Annotated in this window: 22 protein-coding genes and 3 pseudogenes; 14 read left to right on the top strand and 11 right to left on the bottom strand. The window is 63.0% G+C overall.

Annotated features, from left to right (window positions below; genetic code table 11):
- Nucleotides 1-130: 130 nt before the first annotated feature.
- Nucleotides 131-628 carry a GFA family protein gene (locus tag AC0V8S_RS25780; RefSeq protein ID WP_183458593.1) on the bottom strand — a complete coding sequence of 166 codons (498 nt, stop codon included), beginning with the start codon at nt 626-628 and terminating at the stop codon, nt 131-133.
- A 90-nt stretch (nt 629-718) separates the two neighbouring features.
- On the opposite strand from AC0V8S_RS25780, the gene AC0V8S_RS25775 reads away from it, so the two are divergent.
- Entirely contained in the window at nt 719-1042 is a 324-nt protein-coding gene (locus AC0V8S_RS25775; protein WP_183458595.1) for a TfoX/Sxy family protein, read from the top strand.
- On the opposite strand, the gene AC0V8S_RS25770 is transcribed toward AC0V8S_RS25775, so the two are convergent.
- Together AC0V8S_RS25770 and AC0V8S_RS25765 are read right to left on the bottom strand one after the other, a co-directional pair.
- Nucleotides 1043-1960, bottom strand: coding sequence for a pseudouridine-5'-phosphate glycosidase (locus tag AC0V8S_RS25770; RefSeq protein ID WP_475434227.1), 918 nt, complete (start codon nt 1958-1960; stop codon nt 1043-1045). It lies immediately after the preceding gene.
- Nucleotides 1961-2037: 77 nt separating this feature from the next.
- On the bottom strand, nt 2038-2982 hold the full coding sequence (locus AC0V8S_RS25765) for a carbohydrate kinase family protein (protein WP_183458597.1): 945 nt from the start codon (nt 2980-2982) through the stop codon (nt 2038-2040).
- Nucleotides 2983-3264: 282 nt separating this feature from the next.
- Here AC0V8S_RS25765 and recA point away from each other — a divergent pair.
- The 5 genes and pseudogenes from recA to AC0V8S_RS25740 all read left to right on the top strand — a co-directional run bounded on the left by recA (nt 3265) and on the right by AC0V8S_RS25740 (nt 9869).
- Nucleotides 3265-4363, top strand: a pseudogene (gene recA / locus AC0V8S_RS25760) (recombinase RecA).
- 270 nt (nt 4364-4633) lie between these two features.
- Complete coding sequence (alaS, locus tag AC0V8S_RS25755) at nt 4634-7300, top strand: alanine--tRNA ligase (protein WP_475434225.1); 2667 nt, start codon at nt 4634-4636, stop codon at nt 7298-7300.
- A gap of 10 nt (nt 7301-7310) precedes the next feature.
- Nucleotides 7311-8606: an SDR family oxidoreductase gene (locus AC0V8S_RS25750; RefSeq protein ID WP_475434223.1), complete on the top strand. Its 1296-nt coding sequence runs from the start codon at nt 7311-7313 to the stop codon at nt 8604-8606.
- Complete coding sequence (locus AC0V8S_RS25745) at nt 8603-9082, top strand: DUF2269 family protein (protein ID WP_475434222.1); 480 nt, start codon at nt 8603-8605, stop codon at nt 9080-9082. Before AC0V8S_RS25750 ends, AC0V8S_RS25745 begins: the two co-directional genes overlap by 4 nt.
- 46 nt (nt 9083-9128) lie before the next feature.
- Complete coding sequence (locus AC0V8S_RS25740; RefSeq protein WP_475434221.1) at nt 9129-9869, top strand: PhzF family phenazine biosynthesis protein; 741 nt, start codon at nt 9129-9131, stop codon at nt 9867-9869.
- A 65-nt stretch (nt 9870-9934) separates the two neighbouring features.
- Here AC0V8S_RS25740 and AC0V8S_RS25735 read toward each other — a convergent pair whose 3' ends face one another.
- A complete protein-coding gene (locus AC0V8S_RS25735; protein ID WP_475434219.1) occupies nt 9935-10561 on the bottom strand; it encodes a glutathione S-transferase family protein in 627 nt (208 codons plus the stop codon).
- A 78-nt stretch (nt 10562-10639) separates the two neighbouring features.
- Nucleotides 10640-11851, bottom strand: a complete 1212-nt coding sequence (locus AC0V8S_RS25730; protein ID WP_475434218.1) for an NADP-dependent isocitrate dehydrogenase — start codon at nt 11849-11851, stop codon at nt 10640-10642.
- 216 nt (nt 11852-12067) lie between these two features.
- On the opposite strand from AC0V8S_RS25730, the pseudogene AC0V8S_RS25725 reads away from it, so the two are divergent.
- From AC0V8S_RS25725 to murI, 3 genes and pseudogenes are all read left to right on the top strand, one after another.
- Nucleotides 12068-12915 (top strand): annotated as a pseudogene (locus AC0V8S_RS25725) (RNA methyltransferase).
- Nucleotides 12916-12994: 79 nt separating this feature from the next.
- Complete coding sequence (locus tag AC0V8S_RS25720; RefSeq protein ID WP_475434216.1) at nt 12995-13597, top strand: hypothetical protein; 603 nt, start codon at nt 12995-12997, stop codon at nt 13595-13597.
- 111 nt (nt 13598-13708) lie between these two features.
- Nucleotides 13709-14521 (top strand): glutamate racemase, encoded by an 813-nt coding sequence (gene murI / locus AC0V8S_RS25715; protein ID WP_183458615.1) that lies wholly within the window; start codon nt 13709-13711, stop codon nt 14519-14521.
- Here the strand turns inward: murI and AC0V8S_RS25710 are convergent.
- Together AC0V8S_RS25710 and AC0V8S_RS25705 are read right to left on the bottom strand one after the other, a co-directional pair.
- A complete protein-coding gene (locus AC0V8S_RS25710; RefSeq protein ID WP_475438697.1) occupies nt 14518-14715 on the bottom strand; it encodes a hypothetical protein in 198 nt (65 codons plus the stop codon). The genes murI and AC0V8S_RS25710 overlap by 4 nt on opposite strands.
- Nucleotides 14716-14916: 201 nt before the next feature.
- A pseudogene (locus tag AC0V8S_RS25705) lies at nt 14917-15743 on the bottom strand (RNB domain-containing ribonuclease); the annotation flags it as partial.
- A 323-nt stretch (nt 15744-16066) separates the two neighbouring features.
- Between AC0V8S_RS25705 and AC0V8S_RS25700 the strand changes: the two are divergent.
- A complete protein-coding gene (locus tag AC0V8S_RS25700) occupies nt 16067-16255 on the top strand; it encodes a DUF3008 family protein (protein WP_475434214.1) in 189 nt (62 codons plus the stop codon).
- 92 nt (nt 16256-16347) lie between these two features.
- Here AC0V8S_RS25700 and AC0V8S_RS25695 read toward each other — a convergent pair whose 3' ends face one another.
- Nucleotides 16348-16545 (bottom strand): hypothetical protein, encoded by a 198-nt coding sequence (locus tag AC0V8S_RS25695; RefSeq protein ID WP_183458623.1) that lies wholly within the window; start codon nt 16543-16545, stop codon nt 16348-16350.
- A 372-nt stretch (nt 16546-16917) separates the two neighbouring features.
- Between AC0V8S_RS25695 and rpsD the strand changes: the two genes are divergently transcribed.
- The 4 genes from rpsD to AC0V8S_RS25675 all read left to right on the top strand — a co-directional run bounded on the left by rpsD (nt 16918) and on the right by AC0V8S_RS25675 (nt 19849).
- Entirely contained in the window at nt 16918-17535 is a 618-nt protein-coding gene (rpsD, locus tag AC0V8S_RS25690) for a 30S ribosomal protein S4 (protein ID WP_013895883.1), read from the top strand.
- 133 nt (nt 17536-17668) lie between these two features.
- Nucleotides 17669-18556 (top strand): tRNA 2-thiocytidine(32) synthetase TtcA, encoded by an 888-nt coding sequence (gene ttcA, locus AC0V8S_RS25685; protein WP_475434212.1) that lies wholly within the window; start codon nt 17669-17671, stop codon nt 18554-18556.
- Nucleotides 18546-19373, top strand: coding sequence for an inositol monophosphatase family protein (locus AC0V8S_RS25680; protein ID WP_475434210.1), 828 nt, complete (start codon nt 18546-18548; stop codon nt 19371-19373). The genes ttcA and AC0V8S_RS25680 overlap by 11 nt, the downstream gene beginning before the upstream one ends.
- Before the next feature lie 68 nt (nt 19374-19441).
- Nucleotides 19442-19849, top strand: coding sequence for a hypothetical protein (locus AC0V8S_RS25675; RefSeq protein WP_475434208.1), 408 nt, complete (start codon nt 19442-19444; stop codon nt 19847-19849).
- Nucleotides 19850-19922: 73 nt separating this feature from the next.
- On the opposite strand, the gene AC0V8S_RS25670 is transcribed toward AC0V8S_RS25675, so the two are convergent.
- The 3 genes from AC0V8S_RS25670 to AC0V8S_RS25660 all read right to left on the bottom strand — a co-directional run bounded on the left by AC0V8S_RS25670 (nt 19923) and on the right by AC0V8S_RS25660 (nt 22054).
- Nucleotides 19923-21191 (bottom strand): multidrug effflux MFS transporter, encoded by a 1269-nt coding sequence (locus tag AC0V8S_RS25670; protein ID WP_475434207.1) that lies wholly within the window; start codon nt 21189-21191, stop codon nt 19923-19925.
- Between the two features lie 143 nt (nt 21192-21334).
- The gene (gene grxD / locus AC0V8S_RS25665) at nt 21335-21670 is read right to left on the bottom strand and encodes a Grx4 family monothiol glutaredoxin (RefSeq protein ID WP_095201472.1); all 336 of its coding nucleotides are present in this window, start codon (nt 21668-21670) and stop codon (nt 21335-21337) included.
- A gap of 150 nt (nt 21671-21820) precedes the next feature.
- Entirely contained in the window at nt 21821-22054 is a 234-nt protein-coding gene (locus AC0V8S_RS25660) for a BolA/IbaG family iron-sulfur metabolism protein (protein ID WP_023751453.1), read from the bottom strand.
- Nucleotides 22055-22135 lie beyond the last annotated feature (81 nt).

The raw sequence follows: 22135 nt of genomic DNA, 5'->3' as shown, positions 1-22135 counted from the left end.
GGAATGGTCCGCGCAGCGGACGAAAAGCCAATTGCTTGGCTTTTCGAATGACGAACGGCCGAAGTGACGGATGAGGGGCAGCGCCAGCCTCTGAAATACCCGTTCTGCCCCCGTAACGGCGCGAAGAACGCTACTTCACCCACATGCCCGTACGCTTGTGCCAGTCCGCGATCGATTCCTCGGGATAGACATCGAACGCCTTGTCACCCTTGCTGATATCGGGCTCGACCCAGCTCGCCTTGTATTTCAGCATCAGATGCACCTTTTCCGGCGGCTTCGGCAGCTCGCTGTCGATGGCCGAGGCGAAGGGGTGCACCAGCTCCGGCCAGGTCGGATCGTAGAGCCACAGCGCCGAACCGCATTTCTTGCAGAAATTGCGCTCGCCGGTAGAAATCTCGCAGTTTGGATGCTCGTCATCGTCGATCTCGGCGCGATAGACGCCAAGGCTCCTCTTGCCCCTGATGTTCAGCGTTTCGTAATCGGCGCCGAGATTGATGGCGAAACCGCCGCCGCCCTGTTGCTTGCGGCAGATCGAGCAGTAGCACAGCATAAACGGCACGGGCGTGTGGCTTTCCACCTCGAAACGCACGGCGTTGCAGCGGCAGGACCCCTTGAGCAGAAGCGGCATGACAAAAACTCCGACGGAAATGTTCTCAACCTGTCAGCATGATCTCGGCTGCGCGATGACAATGTCAAATGCCGATGACATGATCGCGGCATGGACAATGAACGCATCGCCGAACTGTTCGAAGGGTTAGGCCCGATCAGCATCCGCAGACTATTCGGCGGCAAGGGCATCTATTTCGACGGCGTCATCGTCGCCATCGTGCTGCGCGGCGAATTGCTGCTGAAGGCCGACGAGCAAAGCGTGCCCGACTTCGAGGCCGCCGGCTGCAAGCAGTGGACTTATACCGGTACACGGCGCGGCAAGCTGGTTGCCATGCCGTATTGGAGCATTCCCGACAACGCGTTCGACGATCCCGACGAAATGACGGTCTGGGCACGCCGTGCCTATGAGGCGGGGCGAAGGGCTGGGAAGTAACTACAACGCCTTGGCGATCTCGGCCGCCAGCCGTGCATTGTTTTCGACCAGCGCGATGTTGGTCTTCAGGCTGCGGCCGCCGGTCAACTCCAGGATTTTTCCCAGCAGGAACGGCGTCACCGCCTTGCCGGTCACGTTGAGCGCCTCGGCCGCTTTTTGCGCTGCTTCGATATAGCCCGCCATCTCTTCAGCCGGGATTTCGTGGTTTTCCGGCACTGGATTGGCGACCAGCACACCGCCGCCGAGACCCAGCGCAGCCCTAGTCTGGTAGAAATGCGCGATCTCTTCAGGCGTGTGCAAGGTCAGCGGCGCGCGGAACGGCGACTGCCGCGACCAGAAGGCGGGCATGGTCTCGCAGCCATGTCCAATCACCGGCACGCCGCGCGTTTCCAGCACTTCGAGCGTTTTTTCGATGTCGAGAATGGCCTTGGCGCCGGCCGAGACGACGATGACCGGTGTACGCGCCAATTCGTCGAGATCGGCGGAAATATCAAAGCTCTTTTCGGCGCCCTTGTGCACGCCGCCAATGCCGCCGGTGGCGAACACCTTTATCCCGGCCATTTCAGCCGCGATCATCGTGGCGGCGACGGTCGTGCCGCCGGTGCGTCCTTGAGCGACGGCGAAGCCGAGGTCGGCGCGCGACAGCTTCATGGCGTCACCGGTCATGGCCAGCGATTCGCGCTCGCCATCGGAAAGGCCGATCTTGATGCGGCCGCCAACCACGGCGATCGTCGCCGGCACGGCGCCGCCGTCGCTGATGATCTTCTCGACATTCGCCGCCATGGCGCCATTGTCGGGGTAGGGCATGCCATGGGTGATGATGGTGCTTTCCAGCGCCACCACCGGCCGTCCGGCGGCCAGGGCCTGCGCCACCGGCGCGTGGATGTCGATGAAGGGGCGGGCGGTCTCAGGGGTCATCTCGAATCTCCAATCCGCAGTGTGTCGCATCCATCAGGACACGTAGCCTTCGCTGCGGCGTTATGAATTTGCCGGTCTCATGCCACTTCCCTGGCTTCCGGCACAAGAGCCAGAGCATCCGCAAAGGCCGCAGCGGTGAAATCGGGAACGGCGTCGGCGCTTTCTATGGCCAGCGTCGCCGCCGCAACGCCCTCGCGCAAGGCCTGGCGCAAAGGCAGGCCGCGCAGCAGGGCCGCGATCGTCGCGCCCGCCAGTGCATCGCCGGCGCCGGTGACGTCAGCGATTTTTCTCGGAGCAGGTGGCATGATCGTAAAGGCGCCTGTTTCATCGAAGCCCAGCACCGGCGCGCTGCCCGCCGTGACGACGCCGCTGGCGAGGCCGCTGCATCGCAACCCATCGATGACATCCCGCTCGGCGGCATCTGCATGGACGCCGGCCAGCGCGACGGCCTCGCGCCGGTTCATGAAGACCAGCGCCAGCGCGCCGAACACCGGTATTAGCCGCACCACCTTGGCCGGCGAAATGGCAATGGCATAGACCGGCTTGCTGGCGGCGAGCGAAACCAGCCGTTCCAGTGCCGAAGACGGCAGATTGGCGTCACACAGGATGGCATCGGCGGCGGCGACCGCCTCGCGGACCTTGGAGCGCCGCATCTGCTTGGGGAATGCCAGGTCATAGAGCGCCATGTCGGCAAAGCCGACGATCAATTCGCCCTCGCGATCGATCAACGCCGTGTAGCTCGGTGTCGTGCGGTCGAGGAAGACCGCCGACAGATCGGCGATCCCAGCCTCGGCGACAGCGCGGGAAACGGTATCGCCCGCGGCATCGCCGCCCCGCATCGAAAGCAGCGAAGCGGAGACGCCGCGCCGCACCGTGCTGCGCAGCGCGTTGAAGACGCCGCCGCCGACATCTTCGCGCATCGTACCGGGATTGGACGCGGCCGGCACATAAGCGCCGGACACCTGGCCACGCCGGTCGATATGGGCGCCGCCCACGGCCAGTATTTTTGCGGATTTCACCATGCCGGCGATATGCCCTTTGTTATTCCTGCCGCGCAAGCGCTAGGCTGCAAGATGGAGTTTTCGCACGCAAGGCAGCGATTCGGCGAACCGAAACAGCGGGACCGCCTGGCCCAATGCGGGATGCGTTCCTGTTCGATCTCTTGGTACGAAAAAAGAACAAATCCGGATATCATTTGTTTTTCAGATATTTGATCCCTCTTGCCAAACGAGAACAAAAAAGGTACAAAATGGCAGGGATTACGGATTGTCCGGCCTTCATTGACGACCAAGGGGTGATGTATCATGGCTCAGAATTCTTTGCGGCTTGTAGAGGATAAGGCAGTGGACAAATCAAAGGCTCTGGATGCGGCGCTGTCGCAAATCGAGCGGGCTTTCGGCAAGGGCTCGATCATGCGGCTCGGCGCGAACGAGCAGGTCGTCGAGATCGAAACGGTGCCGACCGGCTCGCTTGGCCTCGACATCGCGCTTGGCGTCGGCGGCCTGCCGCGCGGCCGCATCATCGAGATCTACGGGCCGGAAAGCTCGGGCAAGACGACGCTGGCGCTGCACACCGTGGCCGAAGCCCAGAAGAAGGGCGGCATCTGCGCCTTCGTCGACGCCGAACACGCACTCGATCCGGTCTATGCCCGCAAGCTTGGCGTCGACCTTGAAAACCTGCTGATCTCGCAGCCCGACACCGGCGAGCAGGCGCTGGAAATCTGCGACACGCTGGTGCGTTCCGGCGCCATAGACGTGCTGGTGGTCGATTCGGTCGCGGCACTGACGCCGCGCGCCGAAATCGAGGGCGAGATGGGCGATTCGCTGCCGGGTCTTCAAGCTCGTTTGATGAGCCAGGCGCTGCGCAAGCTGACCGCATCGATCTCGCGCTCCAACACCATGGTCATCTTCATCAACCAGATCCGCATGAAGATCGGCGTCATGTTCGGTTCGCCCGAAAACCACGACCGGCGGCAACGCGCTGAAATTCTATGCGTCGGTGCGCCTCGACATCCGCCGCATCGGCTCGGTCAAGGATCGCGACGAGGTCGTTGGCAACCAGACCCGCGTCAAGGTGGTCAAGAACAAGCTGGCGCCGCCCTTCAAGGTGGTCGAATTCGACATCATGTATGGCGAGGGCGTGTCCAAGACCGGCGAACTGGTCGATCTCGGCGTCAAGGCCGGCGTGGTCGAGAAGTCGGGCGCCTGGTTCTCCTACAATTCGCAGCGTCTCGGCCAGGGTCGCGAAAATGCCAAACTGTTCCTGCGCGACAATCCCGATACCGCACGAGAGATCGAACTGGCGCTCAGGCAGAATGCTGGGCTGATCGCCGAAAAATTCCTCGAAAACGGTGGCTCTGAAGGCGGCGATGACGGTTTTGAGGACGAAGCCGGCGCGATGTAGGCTACGGTCAGAGTTCGGCCATAAAGTCGGCCTATGCCCTGATGCTTAAGTAACCGAGTACTGTAGTACCGCGTTCAAAACCGCCGGCCTTCGCGCCGGCGGTTTTCGTTTTTGTGCGGCGTGAAGCCAGCCTGACAGCTCCTCGGTTGGCCCAATTCCGTGTTTCTGGACAGGCTGGGGCGTGCCCGCTAAAAGGCCAAATCTATTTCTGCAAAGCAGAGACCAGTTTCCGCCGGCCGCGCCGGCGGTTTTCGCGAAAAGGCAGCAGTCATGAGTGGCGTGAACGAGATCCGGTCGACATTTCTCGACTATTTCCGCAAGGAGGGCCACGAGGTCGTGGCCTCGAGCCCGCTCGTGCCGCGCAACGATCCGACATTGATGTTCACCAATGCCGGCATGGTGCAGTTCAAGAACGTCTTCACCGGTCTGGAGAAGCGGTCTTATTCGCGTGCCACCACCGCCCAGAAGAGCGTTCGCGCCGGCGGCAAGCACAACGACCTCGACAATGTCGGCTACACCGCGCGCCATCTGACTTTCTTCGAGATGCTCGGCAATTTCTCCTTCGGCGACTATTTCAAGGAGCGCGCCATCGAGCTTGCCTGGAACCTGATCACCAAAGAGTTCGGTCTGAAGAAGGACAAGCTGCTGGTCACCGTCTATCACACCGACGATGAGGCGGCCGGCTTCTGGAAGAAGATCGCCGGTTTCTCGGACGATCGCATCATTCGCATCCCGACCTCGGACAATTTCTGGGCGATGGGCGACACCGGCCCTTGCGGACCGTGCTCGGAAATCTTCATCGACCGTGGCGAGCACATCTGGGGAGGTCCTCCCGGCAGCCCCGAGGAGGATGGCGATCGCTTCCTCGAATTCTGGAACCTGGTGTTCATGCAGTATGAACAGGTGACGAAGGAGGAGCGCATCGACCTGCCGCGCCCCTCGATCGACACCGGCATGGGCCTAGAGCGCATGGCCTCGATCCTGCAAGGGGTGGAAAGCGTCTTCGAAACCGATCTGTTCCGTCACTTGATCGATGCGGCGTCCTCCGCGCTTGGGCGCGCTCCCGATGCGGAAACGGTGGCGTCCTACCGCGTCGTTGCCGATCACTTGCGCTCGTCCTGCTTCCTGGTCGCCGACGGCGTGCTGCCGTCGAGCGAAGGCCGCGGCTATGTGCTGCGCCGCATCATGCGCCGCGCCATGCGCCACGCGCAGCTGCTCGGCGCGAACGAGCCGCTGATGTGGAAGCTGGTGCCGGCGCTGGTGCGCGAGATGGGCCAGGCCTATCCCGAATTGCTGCGCGGCGAACAGTTGATTACAGAGACGCTGAAGCTCGAGGAGACGCGCTTCCGCAAGACGCTGGTGCGCGGCCTCGGTCTGCTCTCCGAGGCGACCGAAACGCTGCACGCCGGCGACATGCTGGATGGCGAGACGGCGTTCAAGCTCTACGACACCTATGGCTTCCCGCTCGACCTGACGCAGGACGCGCTGCGCCAGCGCAACATTTCGGTCGATCTTGCCGGCTTCACCAATGCGATGGAGCAGCAGAAGGCCGAGGCGCGCAAGCACTGGGCGGGGTCAGGCGAGGCCGCCACCGAGACGGTCTGGTTCTCCGTGCGCGAAAAGACCGGCGCCACCGAGTTCCTCGGTTACGAGACTGAAGCTGCGGAAGGCCTCATCCAGGCGCTGGTCAAGGACGGCAAGACCGTCGACAGCGCCGGCAAGGGCGACGCCATTGCCGTGGTCGTCAACCAGACGCCGTTCTATGGCGAGTCCGGCGGCCAAATGGGCGACACCGGTGTGATCTCCGGCGAAGGGTTTTCGATCGAGGTCTCCGACACGCAGAAGAAAGCCGACGGGCTGTTCGTGCATCTGGGCAAGGTGGCAAGCGGCACCGTCAAGACGGGCGCTGCTGTCGAGCTCAAGGTCAACCATGCGCGCCGCACCAGGCTGCGCGCCAACCACTCCGCCACGCACCTGATCCACGAGGCGCTGCGCGAGGTGCTGGGCACCCATGTCGCGCAGAAGGGCTCGCTGGTCGCGCCCGAGCGTCTGCGCTTCGACATCTCGCACAACAAGCCGATCTCGGCCGAGGAGCTCGAAGAGGTCGAGCGCATGGCCAACGAAATCGTCGTGCAGAACGGCCCGGTGACCACGCGCCTGATGTCGGTCGACGACGCCATCGCCGAGGGCGCCATGGCGCTGTTCGGCGAGAAATACGGCGATGAGGTGCGCGTCGTGTCGATGGGCACCGGGCTGCATGGCGCGAAGGCCAACCGGCCCTATTCCGTCGAACTCTGCGGCGGCACCCATGTTGGGGCGACCGGCGACATCGGCCTGGTCCGCGTCGTCTCCGACAGCGCGGTCGCCGCCGGCGTGCGCCGCATCGAGGCGCTGACCGGTGAGGCGGCCAGAAAACATCTCGACGAGCAGGACAGGCGTCTGAAGGCGGCGGCAGCGGTGCTGAAGATCTCGCCCGCCGACGTGCCGGCGCGCGTCGAGGCTTTGCTCGACGAGCGCAAGAAGCTCGAGAAGGAGCTGACGGAAGCGCGCAAAAAGCTGGCGCTGGGCGGCGGTGCCGCGGCAGGTGCGCCCTCGGAGAACGAGACGGTCGCGGGCGTCGGCTTCCTCGGCAAGGCGGTCTCCGGCGTCTCGCCGAAGGATCTGAAGCCGCTGGCCGATGCCGGCAAGACCTCGCTGGGTTCCGGCGTCGTCGTCTTCGTCGGCGCCGGTGAGGACAACAAGGCGAGTGTCGTCGTCGCCGTTACCGACGATCTGCTAAGCCGCTTCAGCGCCGTCGATCTGGTGCGCGTGGCCTCCGCCGCACTCGGCGGGCAGGGCGGCGGCGGACGGCCCGATATGGCGCAGGCCGGCGGACCGGATGCGTCGAAGGCCAACGATGCGATTGCGGCTGTGAAGGCGGCACTCGAAGCGGCCTGAAAGCCACGACATGAATATTCTCGTCCTCGGCGGCTATGGTTTGATCGGGGACGCCGTCATTGGCCGTTTGCTTCGCGATGGTCATCATGTCACCGCTCTCGGTCGCGATGTCGGGGATGCCGGGCGGCGCCGGCCGTCGGTTCGCTGGATCGCGGCGGACATGTCGAAACTGCTTGCCGCTGAAGACTGGCTGCCGGTGGTCGCAGGCATGGACGCAGTGGTCAACGCGGCGGGCGCGCTGCAGGACGGCCCGCGCGACCGCCTCGACGCCGTTCACCGGGGCTCGGTGGTGGCACTCGTCACGGCCTGCGAACGGGCCGGTGTGTACCGCTTTGCGCAGATATCCGCGATCGGCGCCGATCTCGCTTCGGCAAATCCTTTCTTCAGCACCAAGGCGCAAGGCGACAGGGCCGTCGCCAGCTCTTCGCTGGAGTGGACCATCCTGCGACCCGGCCTGGTGATCGCGCCCGCCGCCTATGGCGGCACGGCACTTCTGCGCGCCCTTGCGGCATTTCCTGGTTTTGTTCCGGCCGTCATGCCGCGTCAGCCGATCCAGATCGTTTCGGTCACCGACGTTACTGAGGCGGTGTCACGGGCGGTCGCCGGATCGCTGCCGCCCAGACTTGCCGTCGATCTCGTCGAAGCCAATGCCAGACCGCTCGCCGAGGTCCTGCTGGCCTTGCGTGCGTGGCTTGGTCTGCCGCCGGCGAGAGTGGTGCCGATGCCGGCCATTCTCGGCCGGCTTGCGGGCGCCGTTGCCGACATGCTTGGCATTCTCGGTTGGCGGTCCCCGTTGCGCAGCGCAGCCCTTGCCGCGGTGGCGCGCGGCGTGACAGGCGATACCGCGGCCTGGGGCCAGGTTTCCGACCGTCCGCTTCAGCCGCTGGAGGTAACGCTGGCCGACATGCCCGCAAATGTCCAGGAACGATGGTTTGCCCGCCTCTGGCTGGCGAAACCTGTCATCTTCGCTTGCCTGTCCCTGTTCTGGCTTGTTTCGGGTATCATCGGCCTGATCCGACAAGAGGCGGCGGCGAACATCCTTGTTTCGCACGGCGTGTCGGCGAGCTTCGCCCATCTGTCGGTTCTTGCCGGAGGTGTGGCGGATATCCTGGTCGGCGCGGCTGTCGTGGTCCGATCCCTGGCCCGGTGCGCGCTGCTGGCGATGATTGCGATCACCCTGTCCTATCTGGCGGGCGCGACGCTTCTTGTCCCAGGTCTATGGCTTGATCCACTGGGACCGCTGGTCAAGACGATCCCCGCGCTTTGCCTGGTGCTGGTGGCGCTCGCGGTGCTCGACGAGCGATGAGCCTCTGGGCCGACATATTGCGCTGGGCGCATGTCATCGGCGCTACGGTTCTGTTCGGCACTGGCGCCGGCATTGCCTTCTTCATGCTGATGGCGCAACGCACCGGCCGCGCCGATATCGTCGCCCATGTCGCCGGCACAGTCGTCATCGCCGATACAATTTTTACGGCGACCGCCGTCATCGTGCAGCCGATCACGGGCGTGTTGCTGGCGCAGGCAGTGGGCTGGCCGCTCTCCGAAGGCTGGATCGTGCTCTCTTTGCTGCTTTATGTCGTGACTGGTCTGTTCTGGCTGCCGGTGGTCTGGATGCAGATTCGGATCCGCAATCTGGCGCGGCAGGCGGTCCTCGAAAACGCACCGCTGCCCACCGAGGAGAAGCGCCTGTTTCGCATCTGGTTTGCTTGCGGTTTTCCGGCCTTTGGCGCGGTGCTTGCGATCCTCTGGCTGATGGTGACCCGGCCGGAAATCAGTTTCTAATGCGCGCCTGCCGCCTGGATATTCAACGGCCGATCGGGAGAAGGATGTGCCAACACTGACCATGTATCAGGCCGATGCTTTTGCCGACCGGGTTTTTCAGGGCAACCCGGCGGCCGTCCTCATTCTGGAGGACTGGCTTCCGGAAGAGGTCATGCAGGCCGTTGCCAACGAGAACAATTTGGCTGAAACCGCCTTCGCGCGACCGAACGGCACGGGTTGGGACCTGCGCTGGTTCACGCCGGTGCATGAGGCCGAGTTCTGCGGCCACGCGACGCTCGCCACGGCGCATGTGCTTGCTGAAGCTTACAACGTGCCGGGCGACATGGCCTTTGCGACGCGGGTTGGCGAGATCAGGGTTTCGCAACATGACGGTGCCTATCGGCTTGACCTGCCATGCTTCCCGCCACAGCCGCTCGATGTCGAATTGACGCGCGCGCTTCAGGACAGTGTGTCGGCCCGGCCGGTCGCGTGCTTTCGCAATTTCGAGAACCTGTTCGTCGAGCTTGCCGATGAAGCCGCCGTGCGATCTTTCGTTCCCGACTTGTTCAAGATCGCGGCCTTCGACCCGCTTGGTGTCGTTGTCACCGCGCGGGGCGGCGGCCATGATTTCGTGTCGCGCTACTTCGCCCCGGCAGCGGGTATTCCCGAGGATCCAGTGACCGGCTCCATCCATGCGACGCTGGTGCCGTACTGGGCCGAAAACTCGGCAACACCCATCTGTCGGCGTTCCAGTGTTCGCAGCGCGGCGGCCATTTGCTGTGCGAGCTTGCGGATGACCGCGTGCTGATCAGCGGTCGCGCCAAAACCTTCATGAAGGCGGAAATCTATCTGCCCGAATGAGGTCTCACTGCCTCAGCCGACTTTTTCGGTGTGCACAAAGCTCCGGCGGGCAGCGATGCGCGCATACCAGTCCTGGATAGTTGCGAACCGCGCCAGCAGCTTTTGCCCTTCGGCAACCTTGACGAAATAGGCAAGGATCGGCGCAGCGTGCAGGTCGGCCAACGTCAGCTGATCGCCGAGCAGCCAGGGTCCATTTGCCTTCAGTGAGGTCAGCACGTTCAGCACCGTCTCGGCCTGGCTCAGCCCGCCGGCGATCAGGGCCTCATCCGGTTCAGCCTTTTCCAGCCGCTCGACGGCAACGTCCCACACCATGGCGCGGTAGCCATAGGCGTCGAGCATGCCTGTCATCTGGCCCATCCTGGCGCGGCCGCGCGCATCGGCAGGCTGCAGCGCCGGACCGTCGAAGGCCTCGTCGACATAGCGCGCGATCGCGTTTGTTTCGAAGAGGCGAAAACCGTCATGCTCGAAGGCCGGGATACGGCCGAACGGATGATGTTCGAGATACCAGGCCGGGATGCCGTCGGCGGCGAAGATGTCGAGCGGCACCAGCTCGTAGTCGATGCCCTTTTCCTCCAGCGCCATCCGCGCAATGCGCACATAAACGCTGTAGTCCGCGCCGTAGAGGATCGGCTTGGTCATGCTGTCAGCCCTTCGCTTTCGCTGGCCCAAAAAGCGAAGGCTCCTTTCGGAGCCTTCGCCATGCGAAAATTGGGGTTCTTATGCCATCGCCTTCTGCAAATTCTCGTCGATCTTGTCGAGGAAGCCGGTGGTCGAGAGCCAGGGCTGATCAGGACCGATCAACAGCGACAGGTCCTTGGTCATGAAGCCGCTTTCGACCGTCTGGATGCAGACCTTTTCCAGCGTCTCGGCAAAGCGCTTCAGCTCGGCATTGTCGTCGAGCTTGGCGCGGTGGGCGAGGCCACGCGTCCAGGCGAAGATCGAGGCGATCGAATTCGTCGAGGTTTCCTCGCCCTTCTGGTGCTGGCGATAGTGGCGGGTGACGGTGCCGTGCGCGGCTTCCGCTTCCACCGTCTTGCCGTCCGGCGTCATCAGCACCGAGGTCATCAGGCCGAGCGAGCCGAACCCTTGAGCCACTGTGTCGGACTGCACGTCGCCGTCATAGTTCTTGCAGGCCCAGACGTAGCCGCCCGACCATTTCAGGCTGGAGGCCACCATGTCGTCGATCAGGCGGTGCTCGTACCACAGCTTCTTTGACTTGAACTCGGCCTCGAATTCAGCCTCGTAGACTTCCTGGAAAATGTCCTTGAAGCGGCCGTCATAGGCCTTGAGGATGGTGTTCTTGGTCGACAGATAGACCGGATAGTTGCGCAGCAGGCCGTAGTTCAGCGAGGCGCGGGCGAATTCGCGGATCGACTCGTCGAGATTGTACATGGCCATGGCGACACCGGCGCCGGGCGCGTCGAACACGTCATGCTCGATCACCTTGCCGTCCTCGCCGACGAACTTGATCGTCAGCTTGCCCTTGCCAGGGAAGCGGAAATCGGTGGCGCGATACTGGTCGCCGAAGGCATGACGGCCGACGATGATCGGCTTGGTCCAGCCGGGCACCAGGCGCGGCACGTTCTTCATGATGATCGGCTCGCGGAAGATGGTGCCGCCGAGGATGTTGCGGATGGTGCCGTTCGGCGACTTCCACATCTTCTTCAGCTTGAATTCCTCGACGCGCTGCTCGTCGGGGGTGATCGTCGCGCATTTCACGCCGACGCCGTACTTCTTGATGGCGTTGGCCGAATGGATCGTCACCTGGTCGTTGGTGGCGTCGCGGTGCTCGATGCCGAGGTCGTAATATTCAAGCTTGAGGTCGAGATAAGGGTGGATCAACTTGTCCTTGATGAACTGCCAGATGATGCGGGTCATCTCGTCGCCGTCGAGTTCGACGACCGGGTTCGCCACCTTGATCTTCGCCATGGAAAGAATGCCTCGTTGCTGGGATGTGGGACGGCCTTGCCCGCGTGGCGTTCGGCCGGGAGATGCCGCCCGTATATCAAAGCGCTTTTGGCCGCGCAAACGGCGATCGGTCACGAATGTGAGGTCGTGGCCGCCATCATTTGCCAAAGCTTCATTTTCGCGGCTGAATATGGCAGGGAACGCTGAAATGCCGCAAACAGCAGTTCATTGACAATCATGTCTGTCACCAAAGATCCCGATAGCACCACGGCCGCCGGTCCGGCCATCATCCTCGTCGAGCCGCAGCTTGGCGAGAACATCGGCATGGTCGCCCGCGCCATGGCCAATTTCGGCCTGGTCGAACTGCGCCTGGTCAATCCGCGCGACGGTTGGCCGAGCGAGAAGGCGCGCGCCGCCGCCAGCCGCGCCGACCATGTCATCGATGCCGTGAAGGTGTTCGACGATCTGGCTTCGGCGCTTGCCGATTTGAACTTCGTTTTCGCCACCACGGCAAGGCAGCGCGATGGCTTCAAGGCCGTGCGCGGACCGGTGGAGGCGGGCAGGGTGCTGCGCGCCCGTCATGGCATTGGGCAGCGCACCGGCATCCTGTTCGGCCGCGAGCGCTTCGGCCTCTATAATGACGAAGTCGGGCTTGCCGACGAGATCGTCACCTTTCCGGTCGATCCTGATTTCTCCTCACTCAACATCGCCCAGGCAGCGCTTCTGATGTCCTATGAGTGGATGAAGTCCGGCCTCGAGGACGAGACCAAGACCAATTTCACCGGGCGGAGATGAAGCCGGCCAGCAAGGAAGAGCTGTACGGCCTGTTCGCCTATCTCGAAGGCGCACTCGAGGCTCGCGGCTATTTCCGGCCGGCGCCGAAGAAGCCGAAGATGGTCGACAATCTGCGCGCCGTGCTGACGCGCGCCGGCTTTGCCGAGCCGGAGCTGAAGGTGCTGCGCGGCATTATTTCCTCACTCGACAGGTTCTCGCCGGCAATGCCGCGCGGCGATGGTTCGCCGGGAGACGATCCAAGACGGCTTCCGGCCGCTGCGCGAAGCCGGGTGGCTGATAAAGAAGGTTAAGGTCAGTAAGCTTCGAACGTCTGGAGTAACCGAATATTATTCGGTTCTGATCCATTGTTGTGAAAACGGTGGGTTGCCGATGTTCACCTCCAATATCGGCCGTCTGCGCTTCTTCCTTTACTCTCTCGGCCTGTCGGTGGCCGAACTGGTGGCGATCATCATCTGCATTACCGGCACGATCGGCTTCGAAGGGCTGGCCTATTCGGCGCCAGGCCCGTCACGGCAAGGCATGGCCGGTGCGGTACTGGTCTTCTCGCTCATCTTTGTTGTGCTGCGCGGCAACATTGCCTTGCGCCGCGGCCGCGATGCAAACGGGCGCCGGTGGATCGTGTGGTCCTATATCGTGCTTTCCGGCTTCTACGCCGTTCTGCAAGCAGGCACGCTGCTGGTCATCAAATTCGGCGATCCGGAAAGCGTGCCTGGCGGCCTGAACCTGCTTGGCCTTTCCATATTCGGCCTTTGGTGCAGCATCCTGTGGGCAAAGCCTGTCGCCGGCAGCAACATCGAAGAGCTCACCTCAATGTTCGACTTTGACGGCCCGCTGCCAACGTCGGCCCGCGCCGACCGAACCGCAGCAAGCAATGTCCCGGCTGCGCCTCGTGTCGCAGCTGCACGCGTTCCGCCCGCGCCGCAGCCTTTCGGCAGGCCGCGCACCGCCGGTTTCGGCAAGCGTGGGGTGTGAGGCCAGAACTGCGCAAAACTTGCGCGCGTTCGCCACTTCAAGACCATGATCGTTGCGGATAGAACGGCGTTGGCCAAATCACTGGCAGCCTCTTTCCGTGGTCCGATATTCATGAACGATCGATCAAGCCACCGCCCGATCCTGATGTTCGATTCCGGCGTCGGCGGGTTGACCGTTTTGCGCGAGGCGCGCGTGCTGATGCCGGACCGGCGCTTCATCTATGTCGCCGACGATGCCGCCTTTCCGTTCGGCGCCTGGGAAGAACCGGCACTGCGCACCCATATACTCGAGCTCTTCGCCAAGCTGCTCGACCGGTTTGCGCCGGCGATTTCCGTCATCGCCTGCAACACCGCTTCGACGTTGGTGATCGATGCGCTGCGCGATGCCTTTCCCGGCCATCCCTTCGTCGGCACCGTGCCGGCGGTCAAGCCGGCGGCGGAGCGCACCCGCTCGGGCCTGGTCTCGGTGCTGGCGACGCCGGGTACGGTGAAGCGGCAATACACGCGCGACCTGATCAGCAAATGGGCGCAGAAATGCCATGTCCGCCTGGTTGGCAGCGACAGGCTGGCGGGGCTTGCCGAAGTCTATATGCGCGAGGGCTTTGTCGACGAGGAGGCCGTGCGCGCCGAGATCTCGCCCTGCTTCATGGAACATGACGGGCTGAGAACCGACATCGTCGTGCTTGCCTGCACGCACTATCCGTTCCTGGTCAACCGCATGCGCAAGACCGCGCCCTGGCCGGTCGACTGGATCGATCCGGCCGAGGCGATCGCCAGGCGAGCCCTCTCCCTGCTGCCGCCCGTCGATGGGCCGCTGCCGCAAGGCGAGCCCGATATCGCGGTCTTCACGTCAGGCAAGGCGGATTTCGCCGTCAGCAGGCTGATGCAGGGCTTTGGGTTGGTGGCGGAAACGTCTGCCGCCTAAACGGGTTCGAAGACGATGCTGCGTTGATCCGCATCGGCCAACACCAGTTTTAGCGTCAGACCGTCACCCTGTCTGAACCCGGAGGCCTTCACGGTGGCAACGACAGGCATGTCGGCAAGCTGAACGCGCACGCCATGATCGACGAAGTCGGTGACAACGGCTTTGAACGTTTCCCCCTCGCGTCCCCTGAGCATCACCGCCTCGGCAAGGTCGATGGCCGCATGGTTGATCTGCGAAGCGCGGGCATCCGCACGTCCCATTACCTTCGGCAGTCCAGCGAACGCATTGCTGACGGCCTGCGGCACGGGCTGACCGTTGGCGATTGCCAGCGCGCAGCGCACGACATAGCGGTCGGCGAGCCGCCTGAGCGGTGCGGTGGCGTGGGCATAGGTGGCGGCCATCGCCTCATGCCAGGGGACAACGCCCTCCACATAGGGTTGGTAGGACGCGCCGTTGCCTGCACGGCGGATTTCCAGCATCAATGCGGCTTGTTTCGGATCGGCCGGGTCAAGCGTGCGCTGATAGTCGCGCAGGCCGGTAGAGGCCGGCCAGGACAGGCCGAGCGCCTGTGCCGCGTTGCGCAGTCTCTGCACCTTGGAAGCGTCCGGCCCGGACATGACCCGGAACAGCCCGGTCTTGTGCGCCAGCATGGCGTCGGCAATCGCCATGTTGGCAGCCAGCGAAAGTGCTGCATTGTCCCGCTCGGATTGCAGCAGCGGTCTGAACGAAAGCCGGAAGGTGCCGTCGGCGAGCCTTTCCACCTCCTGCTCGGGCGGGTCGACGCGTGAAGCGCCACGACGCTCTTCGTTTGCCGCAATGCGCCGCGCCAATTCGGCGAAGTCGGGCGGAACGTCGGACGCCTTCACGCTGTCATAGGCAAGCTTCGCGCGGCTTTGAATGATTGCCCGTTCCACGCCGTCCAGCTTCACCGCGCCGTCTTCGGCGACCCGAACCGTGAAGATCACAGCTGGACGCGGTCCATCCGGCAACAAGCTCGCCGCAGCCTCGGCAAGCACCGGGGGATTAGCCCGGCCTTGCCGTCCGGCAAGTAAAGCGTTTGGCCCCGGTTCCAGGCTTCGACATCCACCGCGTCGCCGTCCTCGACGAACCAGGCCACGTCGGCAATGGCATAATGCAGCAGAAGATCACTGCTGCTCGCCTCGATCGAGAACGCCTGGTCGAGATCGGTGGAGGCAGCCGGATCGAGCGTGACGAAGGGCATATCAGTTCGATCGGCATGCTGGTCTGGCACACGCCTAGTCGCCGCCTCCGCCGCGACCAATACGTCAGCCGGAAATCCATCCGGCACGTGGAATTCGGTGCGGATTTTCGCCAGGCCGGTGGAGAGAGCTTGTGAGGGGTCTGTCAGCGACTTCATTCAGCAGTCCTACACCGGGGCTCCGGACACGGGAAGGCTGCCAACGAACTCGCCGAAGCCGGTGGCCTGACGGGCTGATAGCAGTCGACCCGAGGAATTGGGCCGCTTACGCGCCGGAACCGCCTCCGAAGCGCGGCGTTTCTCCTGACAGCAAAGGAGAAACCGCCATGCCAGCCACCTCGAAAGCCCAGCAAATGGCCGCCGGTGCCGCACTGTCGGCCAAGCGCGGCGAGACCAAGAAGAGCGAGCTCAAAGGCGCTTCCAAGGGAATGTACGAATCCATGAGCGAAAAGCAGCTCGAGGAATTCGCCGAGACCAAGCGCAAAGGGCTGCCGGAAAAGAAGTCGAAAGACTGAGTATCGCTCGCGAAACATTGACCAAACAGACAAGGCCCGCAGCGGAACTGCGGGCCTTGTTTCTTCAAGCAAAATCTCTGGAAATGTTTGCCTTACCAGCGGTGGCAGCGCCTTATCTTTTGCACGATCACCTTGCGATGGCCGTGCCGCCACACCACCCTCTTCTTGACGATGACGCGGCACACTTGTTTGTGGCCGTGCCAATGGCGCGCCATGGCCGGTTCCGGCGCCACCGCCATCGAACCTGCAAGCACCGCTGCTCCTGCCAAGGTAAGGAAGAACTTCTTCATGCTAATTGGACTCCTCAAGCTCCAGATCCCTTCCTGGTGCCGTTGGCGCAAACCTCCCGCCACATCCGGCATCGCTCAACGTCGGCGACGGTATACGGTTGCGCCGTGCCGGGCTACGCGAAAGCTTGACACCGGTTAAATCTCGGTTTAACCAGCCGCCAACGCCGGGCAGCGATGTCCGGTGTTTGTTTTGTATACGCAAGACCGGTCGCCTTGGTTTCTGGTTTTGTTTGAACTGACGTGTCCCGTGGGTTTTCCGCCGCGTTGCGTGGGAAAACCCTGTCAGGTCTCGAAAACGGAGGCCAGAGGAGGGCGCGTTTCCTTCACCCGGACCATGAGGTGCCGGGTGTGTTGTTTTGAAAAGGGAATGCGATGAGCAAGCGCGAATCCGCGAAATACAAGATCGACCGCCGTCTCGGCGAAAACATCTGGGGCCGCCCGAAGTCCCCGGTCAACAAGCGTGAATACGGCCCCGGCCAGCACGGCCAGCGCCGCAAGGGCAAGCTTTCCGATTTCGGCCTGCAGCTGCGCGCCAAGCAGAAGCTGAAGGGTCACTATGGCGACGTTTCGGAAAAGCAGTTCCGCAAGGTCTATGAAGAGGCCGACCGCCGCAAGGGCGACACCTCGGAGAACCTGATCGGCCTGCTCGAATCGCGCCTCGACGCGGTCGTCTACCGCGCCAAGTTCGTACCGACCATTTTCGCGGCCCGTCAGTTCGTCAACCACGGCCACGTCAACGTCAACGGCAAGCGCGTCAACATCGGTTCGTACCGCTGCAAGCCGGGCGACGTCGTCGAAGTGCGCGAAAAGTCGAAGCAGCTGGTCATCGTGCTCGAATCGGTCGGCCTCGCCGAGCGCGACGTGCCGGACTATATCGAAGCCGATCACAACAAGATGGTCGCGACCTTCTCGCGCATCCCTGGCCTGGCGGATGTTCCGTTCGCCGTCCAGATGGAACCGAACCTGGTCGTCGAATTCTATTCGCGCTAAGCGAACGCTTTCTGCGATACCGAAAAGGCCGCCCCTCGAGGCGGCCTTTTTGTTTGGCACATCCGCTTTGCGGTTTCGATTCTCCGGCCGATGCGCTAATCCGGGCGGACGTCATCTCCGGGGCCGCCGCGCCATGAACATGCAGCCAGACATAGAGACGCTCGAACCGACCAACGAAGGCGGCTCCCATCCGCTGTTCGCCGATGTACCGTCCTCGGTCGAGTTCAACAAATTGCGCAAGCGGCTGCTACGGCTGACCCGCCAGGCGATCGAGGATTTCTCGATGGTGGAGCCGGGACAGCGCTGGCTGGTCGCGCTGTCGGGCGGCAAGGATTCCTACGGCCTGCTTGCCACTCTGCTCGACCTCAAATGGCGCGGGCTGCTGCCCGTCGAACTCCTGGCCTGCAATCTCGACCAGGGCCAGCCGAATTTCCCAAAACACATCCTGCCCGACTATCTCAACGCCAACGGCATTGCCCACCGCATCGAGTACCAGGACACCTATTCGGTCGTCACCGACAAGCTGCCGCAGGGCAGCACCTATTGCTCGCTCTGCTCGCGGCTTCGGCGCGGCCATCTCTACCGCATTGCGCGCGAGGAGGGGTGCTCGGCGCTGGTTCTCGGCCATCACCGCGAGGACATTCTCGAAACCTTCTTCATGAACCTGTTCCATGGCGGCCGGCTTGCCGCCATGCCGCCAAAGCTGCTCAATGACGAGGGCGATGTCATGGTGCTGCGGCCGCTGAGCTACTGCGCCGAGATCGACCTCGAGAAATTCGCCGCCGCGATGCGGTTCCCGATCATCCCTTGCGACCTTTGCGGCAGCCAGGAAGGTCTCCAGCGCAACGCCATGAAGGCGATGCTGGAGGACATCGAAAAGCGCATGCCCGGCCGCAAGGATACGATGATCCGCGCGCTGTCCAACACCAGGCCGTCGCATCTGCTCGACAGGAAGCTGTTCGACTTTGCAGCCTTGAACCAGACCCTCACCACAGGACAAGACGCACCCGATGACATTTGACGACAATGCAATCGACTGGCTGGCCAGCCTGCTGGCCGAGGCCGCCGACACCGAAATCATGCCCCGCTTTCGCCGGCTGGGCGATGGCGACATCAGGCAGAAGACGTCCGCCGCCGATCTGGTAACAGAAGCCGATGTCAACGCCGAACGGCTGATCACCGCCAGGCTGCGCCAGCGCTATCCCTCGGCCATGGTTGTCGGCGAGGAAGCCTGTTCCGACAATCCGGCGCTGCTCGATGGTCTGGGCGACGCCGATTTGGCCTTCGTCATTGATCCTGTGGACGGCACCTTCAACTTCGCCTCGGGCGTGCCGCTGTTCGGCGTCATGCTTGGCGTCGTGGTCAAGGGTGAGACGGTCGCCGGCATCATCCATGATCCGGTCGGCAAGGACTGGCTGATCGGCGCCAAGGGTGCCGGCAGCCATATCCGCCATGCGCATGGCAGCCTGGAGACGGTGCGGGTTGCGGCAAGCGCGCCGATCTCCGGGATGACCGGCGCGGTCTCCTGGCAATACATGGCCGAGCCCGACCGCACGCGGCTGGCCTGCAACCAGACCAAGACGCTGTCGCAATTCAACTACCGCTGCGCCGCCCACGAATACCGCTTGCTGGCGAGTGGCCATGGCCATTTCGTCGTCTACAACAAGCTGATGCCTTGGGACCACCTCGCCGGTGTGCTGATCCACGCCGAGGCCGGCGGCCATGCCGCGCGCTTCGACGGCAGCGCCTATCTGCCGTCGCATGTCGGCGGCGGTCTGCTGGTCGCGCCCGACCGGGAAAGCTGGCAGGAGTTGCGCCGCGAACTGTGGGCTGCGTAGGATCAATTCCTGCGGCCAGCGGTTTGTGTGGCCAAAGAGTTGGTGCTTTCGCAGGGGGACTCTCTCGAATGAAATCTCGGTTCGCAATTTTTGCGGCGGCTCTTGCTGCCGTCTTGTTTGCAAACGCCGATGTGGCAATCGCGCAAGAGCGCCCCTGCCACAGCACCGATCCCGTCGACACCCTCAAGGAGATGTCGGACGCTATCTATGCCTGTTGGAAGCCGCCGGCGGGAACCGCGGGCATGTCGTTGACGCTGCAGTTCTCGCTTCGCCGCAACGGCACGCTGATCGGCAAGCCCCGCGCCACCTATTCCGATCTGGGGACCGATCCGCAACTCAGCCGGGCCTTCGTGGCATCCATCCTCAAGGCGCTCGACGAGGCTCTGCCATTGCCCTTTTCGGACAGTATGGGCGGAGCAATCGCCGGGCGCATGCTTGCGCCTCGCTTCACGGCGGCGATTCAAGGCGCATCCTGACGCACGTCGTCTAGAGCAATTCCAGGAAAAGTGTGAAGCGGTTTTCCGTCCGGAATTGCGTTAAAACAAGGCTCTAATGCAGGTCGGTGATATGCCCGGAAACGGGTGGGTTGTGCGGCTGGAACATCTTGCCGCGCTCGGCGATGAGGATCATCAGCAGCGCCGCGACCGAGACGCTGCAGAAGCCGGCGGCAAGCGGCGTCACCGTGCCGTTGAAGGCCTGGCCGATCAGCGTGCCGAGAATGCCGCCGAGAAACGTCTGCATGAAACCCAGGATGGACGACGCGGTGCCGGCCAGTTGGCCGAGCGGCTCCATGGCAAGCGCGTTGAAATTGGCGCCAAGCGCACCGAATGGGAGCATGGCGCTGGCAAAGAAGGTGATGAACAGCCAGAGCGGCATCTTGATTTCCAGCGAAACCACCAGCCAGGCCAGGCTGATGACCAGAAACAAAAGCAGCGCGCTCTGCGACAGGCGGCGCATGCCGATGCGGCCGACGAGGCGTGAGTTCAGAAAATTGGAGAAGGCGAGCACGCCGGCGACCCCGGCGAAGATCACCGGGAACATCTCGCCGACGTTGAAGATGTCGACATAGATCTGCTGCGCCGAGGCGATGAAACCGAACATGGCGGCGAAGACGAAGGTGCTGGCAAAGGCGTAGCAGAGCGCGATACGGTTGGTGAGCACGATGCGGAACCCACCGACGACGGAGGAGACCGTCAGGGACCGGCGATATTCGGGGCGCAGCGTTTCAGGCAGGCGCAGCAGCGACCACGCCGACACGATCAGCGCGCCGACGGCCATGGTGACGAAGATGTAGTGCCAGGTCGCGAACAGCATGATGAACTGGCCGATCCCTGGCGCGATCACCGGTATCGCCATGAATACCATGAAGATCAGCGACATCACCTCGGCCATGCGCCGGCCTTCGAACGTATCGCGCACGATCGAGACCGCGATGACACGCGTGGCGGCAGCCCCAATGCCTTGCACGGCGCGGCACATCAGCAGCGTTTCGAAGCTTGGCGCGATGGCTGCGGCGGCCGCTGCCGCCACATAGATGATCAGCCCGGCGACGAGCGGCGAGCGGCGGCCGAACCGGTCCGAGATCGGCCCGAAGAACAGCTGGCCGCCACCAAAGCCCAGAATATAGGCGGTGACTACATATTGCCGGTGGTTTTCATTCTCGACGCCGAGCGAGGCGCCGATCTGCTGCAGTGCCGGCAGCATGATGTCGATGGCCAGCGAATTCAGCGCCATCAGCGCCGCGCACAGCGCAATGAACTCCCAGCGCGGAATAGGCAGTTTGATTGCCAATTGCGGCGCTGATGATTGCTGGTCCACGGCAAGTCCGATCTCTCAAACGAAAACGCGCCGGCGGGCCGGCGCATTGGCTCGTCTTGGTCCCGATATCGGGGCGCAATAAATTGCCGAGGTGGGGCTGCCCCGGTATTCAGTGCAGTCGCTACGATCTGCCCGAAACCGAATCAGGCAGTGGCTTTGACGCTCACGCCCTTTTCGACCAGGAACGTCTGCAACTCACCGGCCTGGAACATCTCGCGGATAATGTCGCAGCCGCCGACGAACTCGCCCTTGACGTAGAGCTGGGGGATCGTCGGCCAGTTGGAATAGTCCTTGATGCCCTGGCGCAGCTCTGCAGAGTCCAGGACATTCACGCCTTTGTAGTCGGCGCCGATATAGTCGAGGATCTGGACGACCTGGCCGGAAAAACCGCACTGCGGGAAACCGGGCGTGCCCTTCATGAAGAGCACGACGTCGTTGCCCTTCACTTCATTGTCGATGTAGTCGTTGATACCGCTCATGGAATATCCTTTCACGCCTGTGGGAGTCAGGCTCGAAGCATGTCCTTCAAATAAACCCATAGGTTGCCCGAAACAAGACATTAGCCGCGCCTGGGCCGAAATGGCGCAAAGGATGGGCGGGTTTGGGCCAAGCGGGTTGGTGGGAACTCCTCACTCGGGGACGCTGGTCTGCAGCGCCAGTGCGTGCAGCACGCCGCCCATATTGCCCTTCAGCGCGTCATAGACCATCTGGTGCTGCTGGACGCGGCTTTTTCCCCGGAAGCTCTCGGCCACGACTTCCGCCGCATAATGGTCGCCGTCGCCGGCGAGGTCGCGGATTGTTACCTTGGCGTCCGGAATGCCGTCCTTGATCAGTTTTTCGATATCGTGGGCGTCCATTGCCATTGCAGAATTCCTGTTTCGGGCGGGCGGCGTGGCTGCCCGTGCGATGAGAGTCGGGATAAGCCTAAAGCCTTTCCGGCCGCG

This window comes from Mesorhizobium oxytropidicola (assembly GCF_056174625.1).
This window is presented reverse-complemented; position numbering and strand designations above follow the sequence as displayed.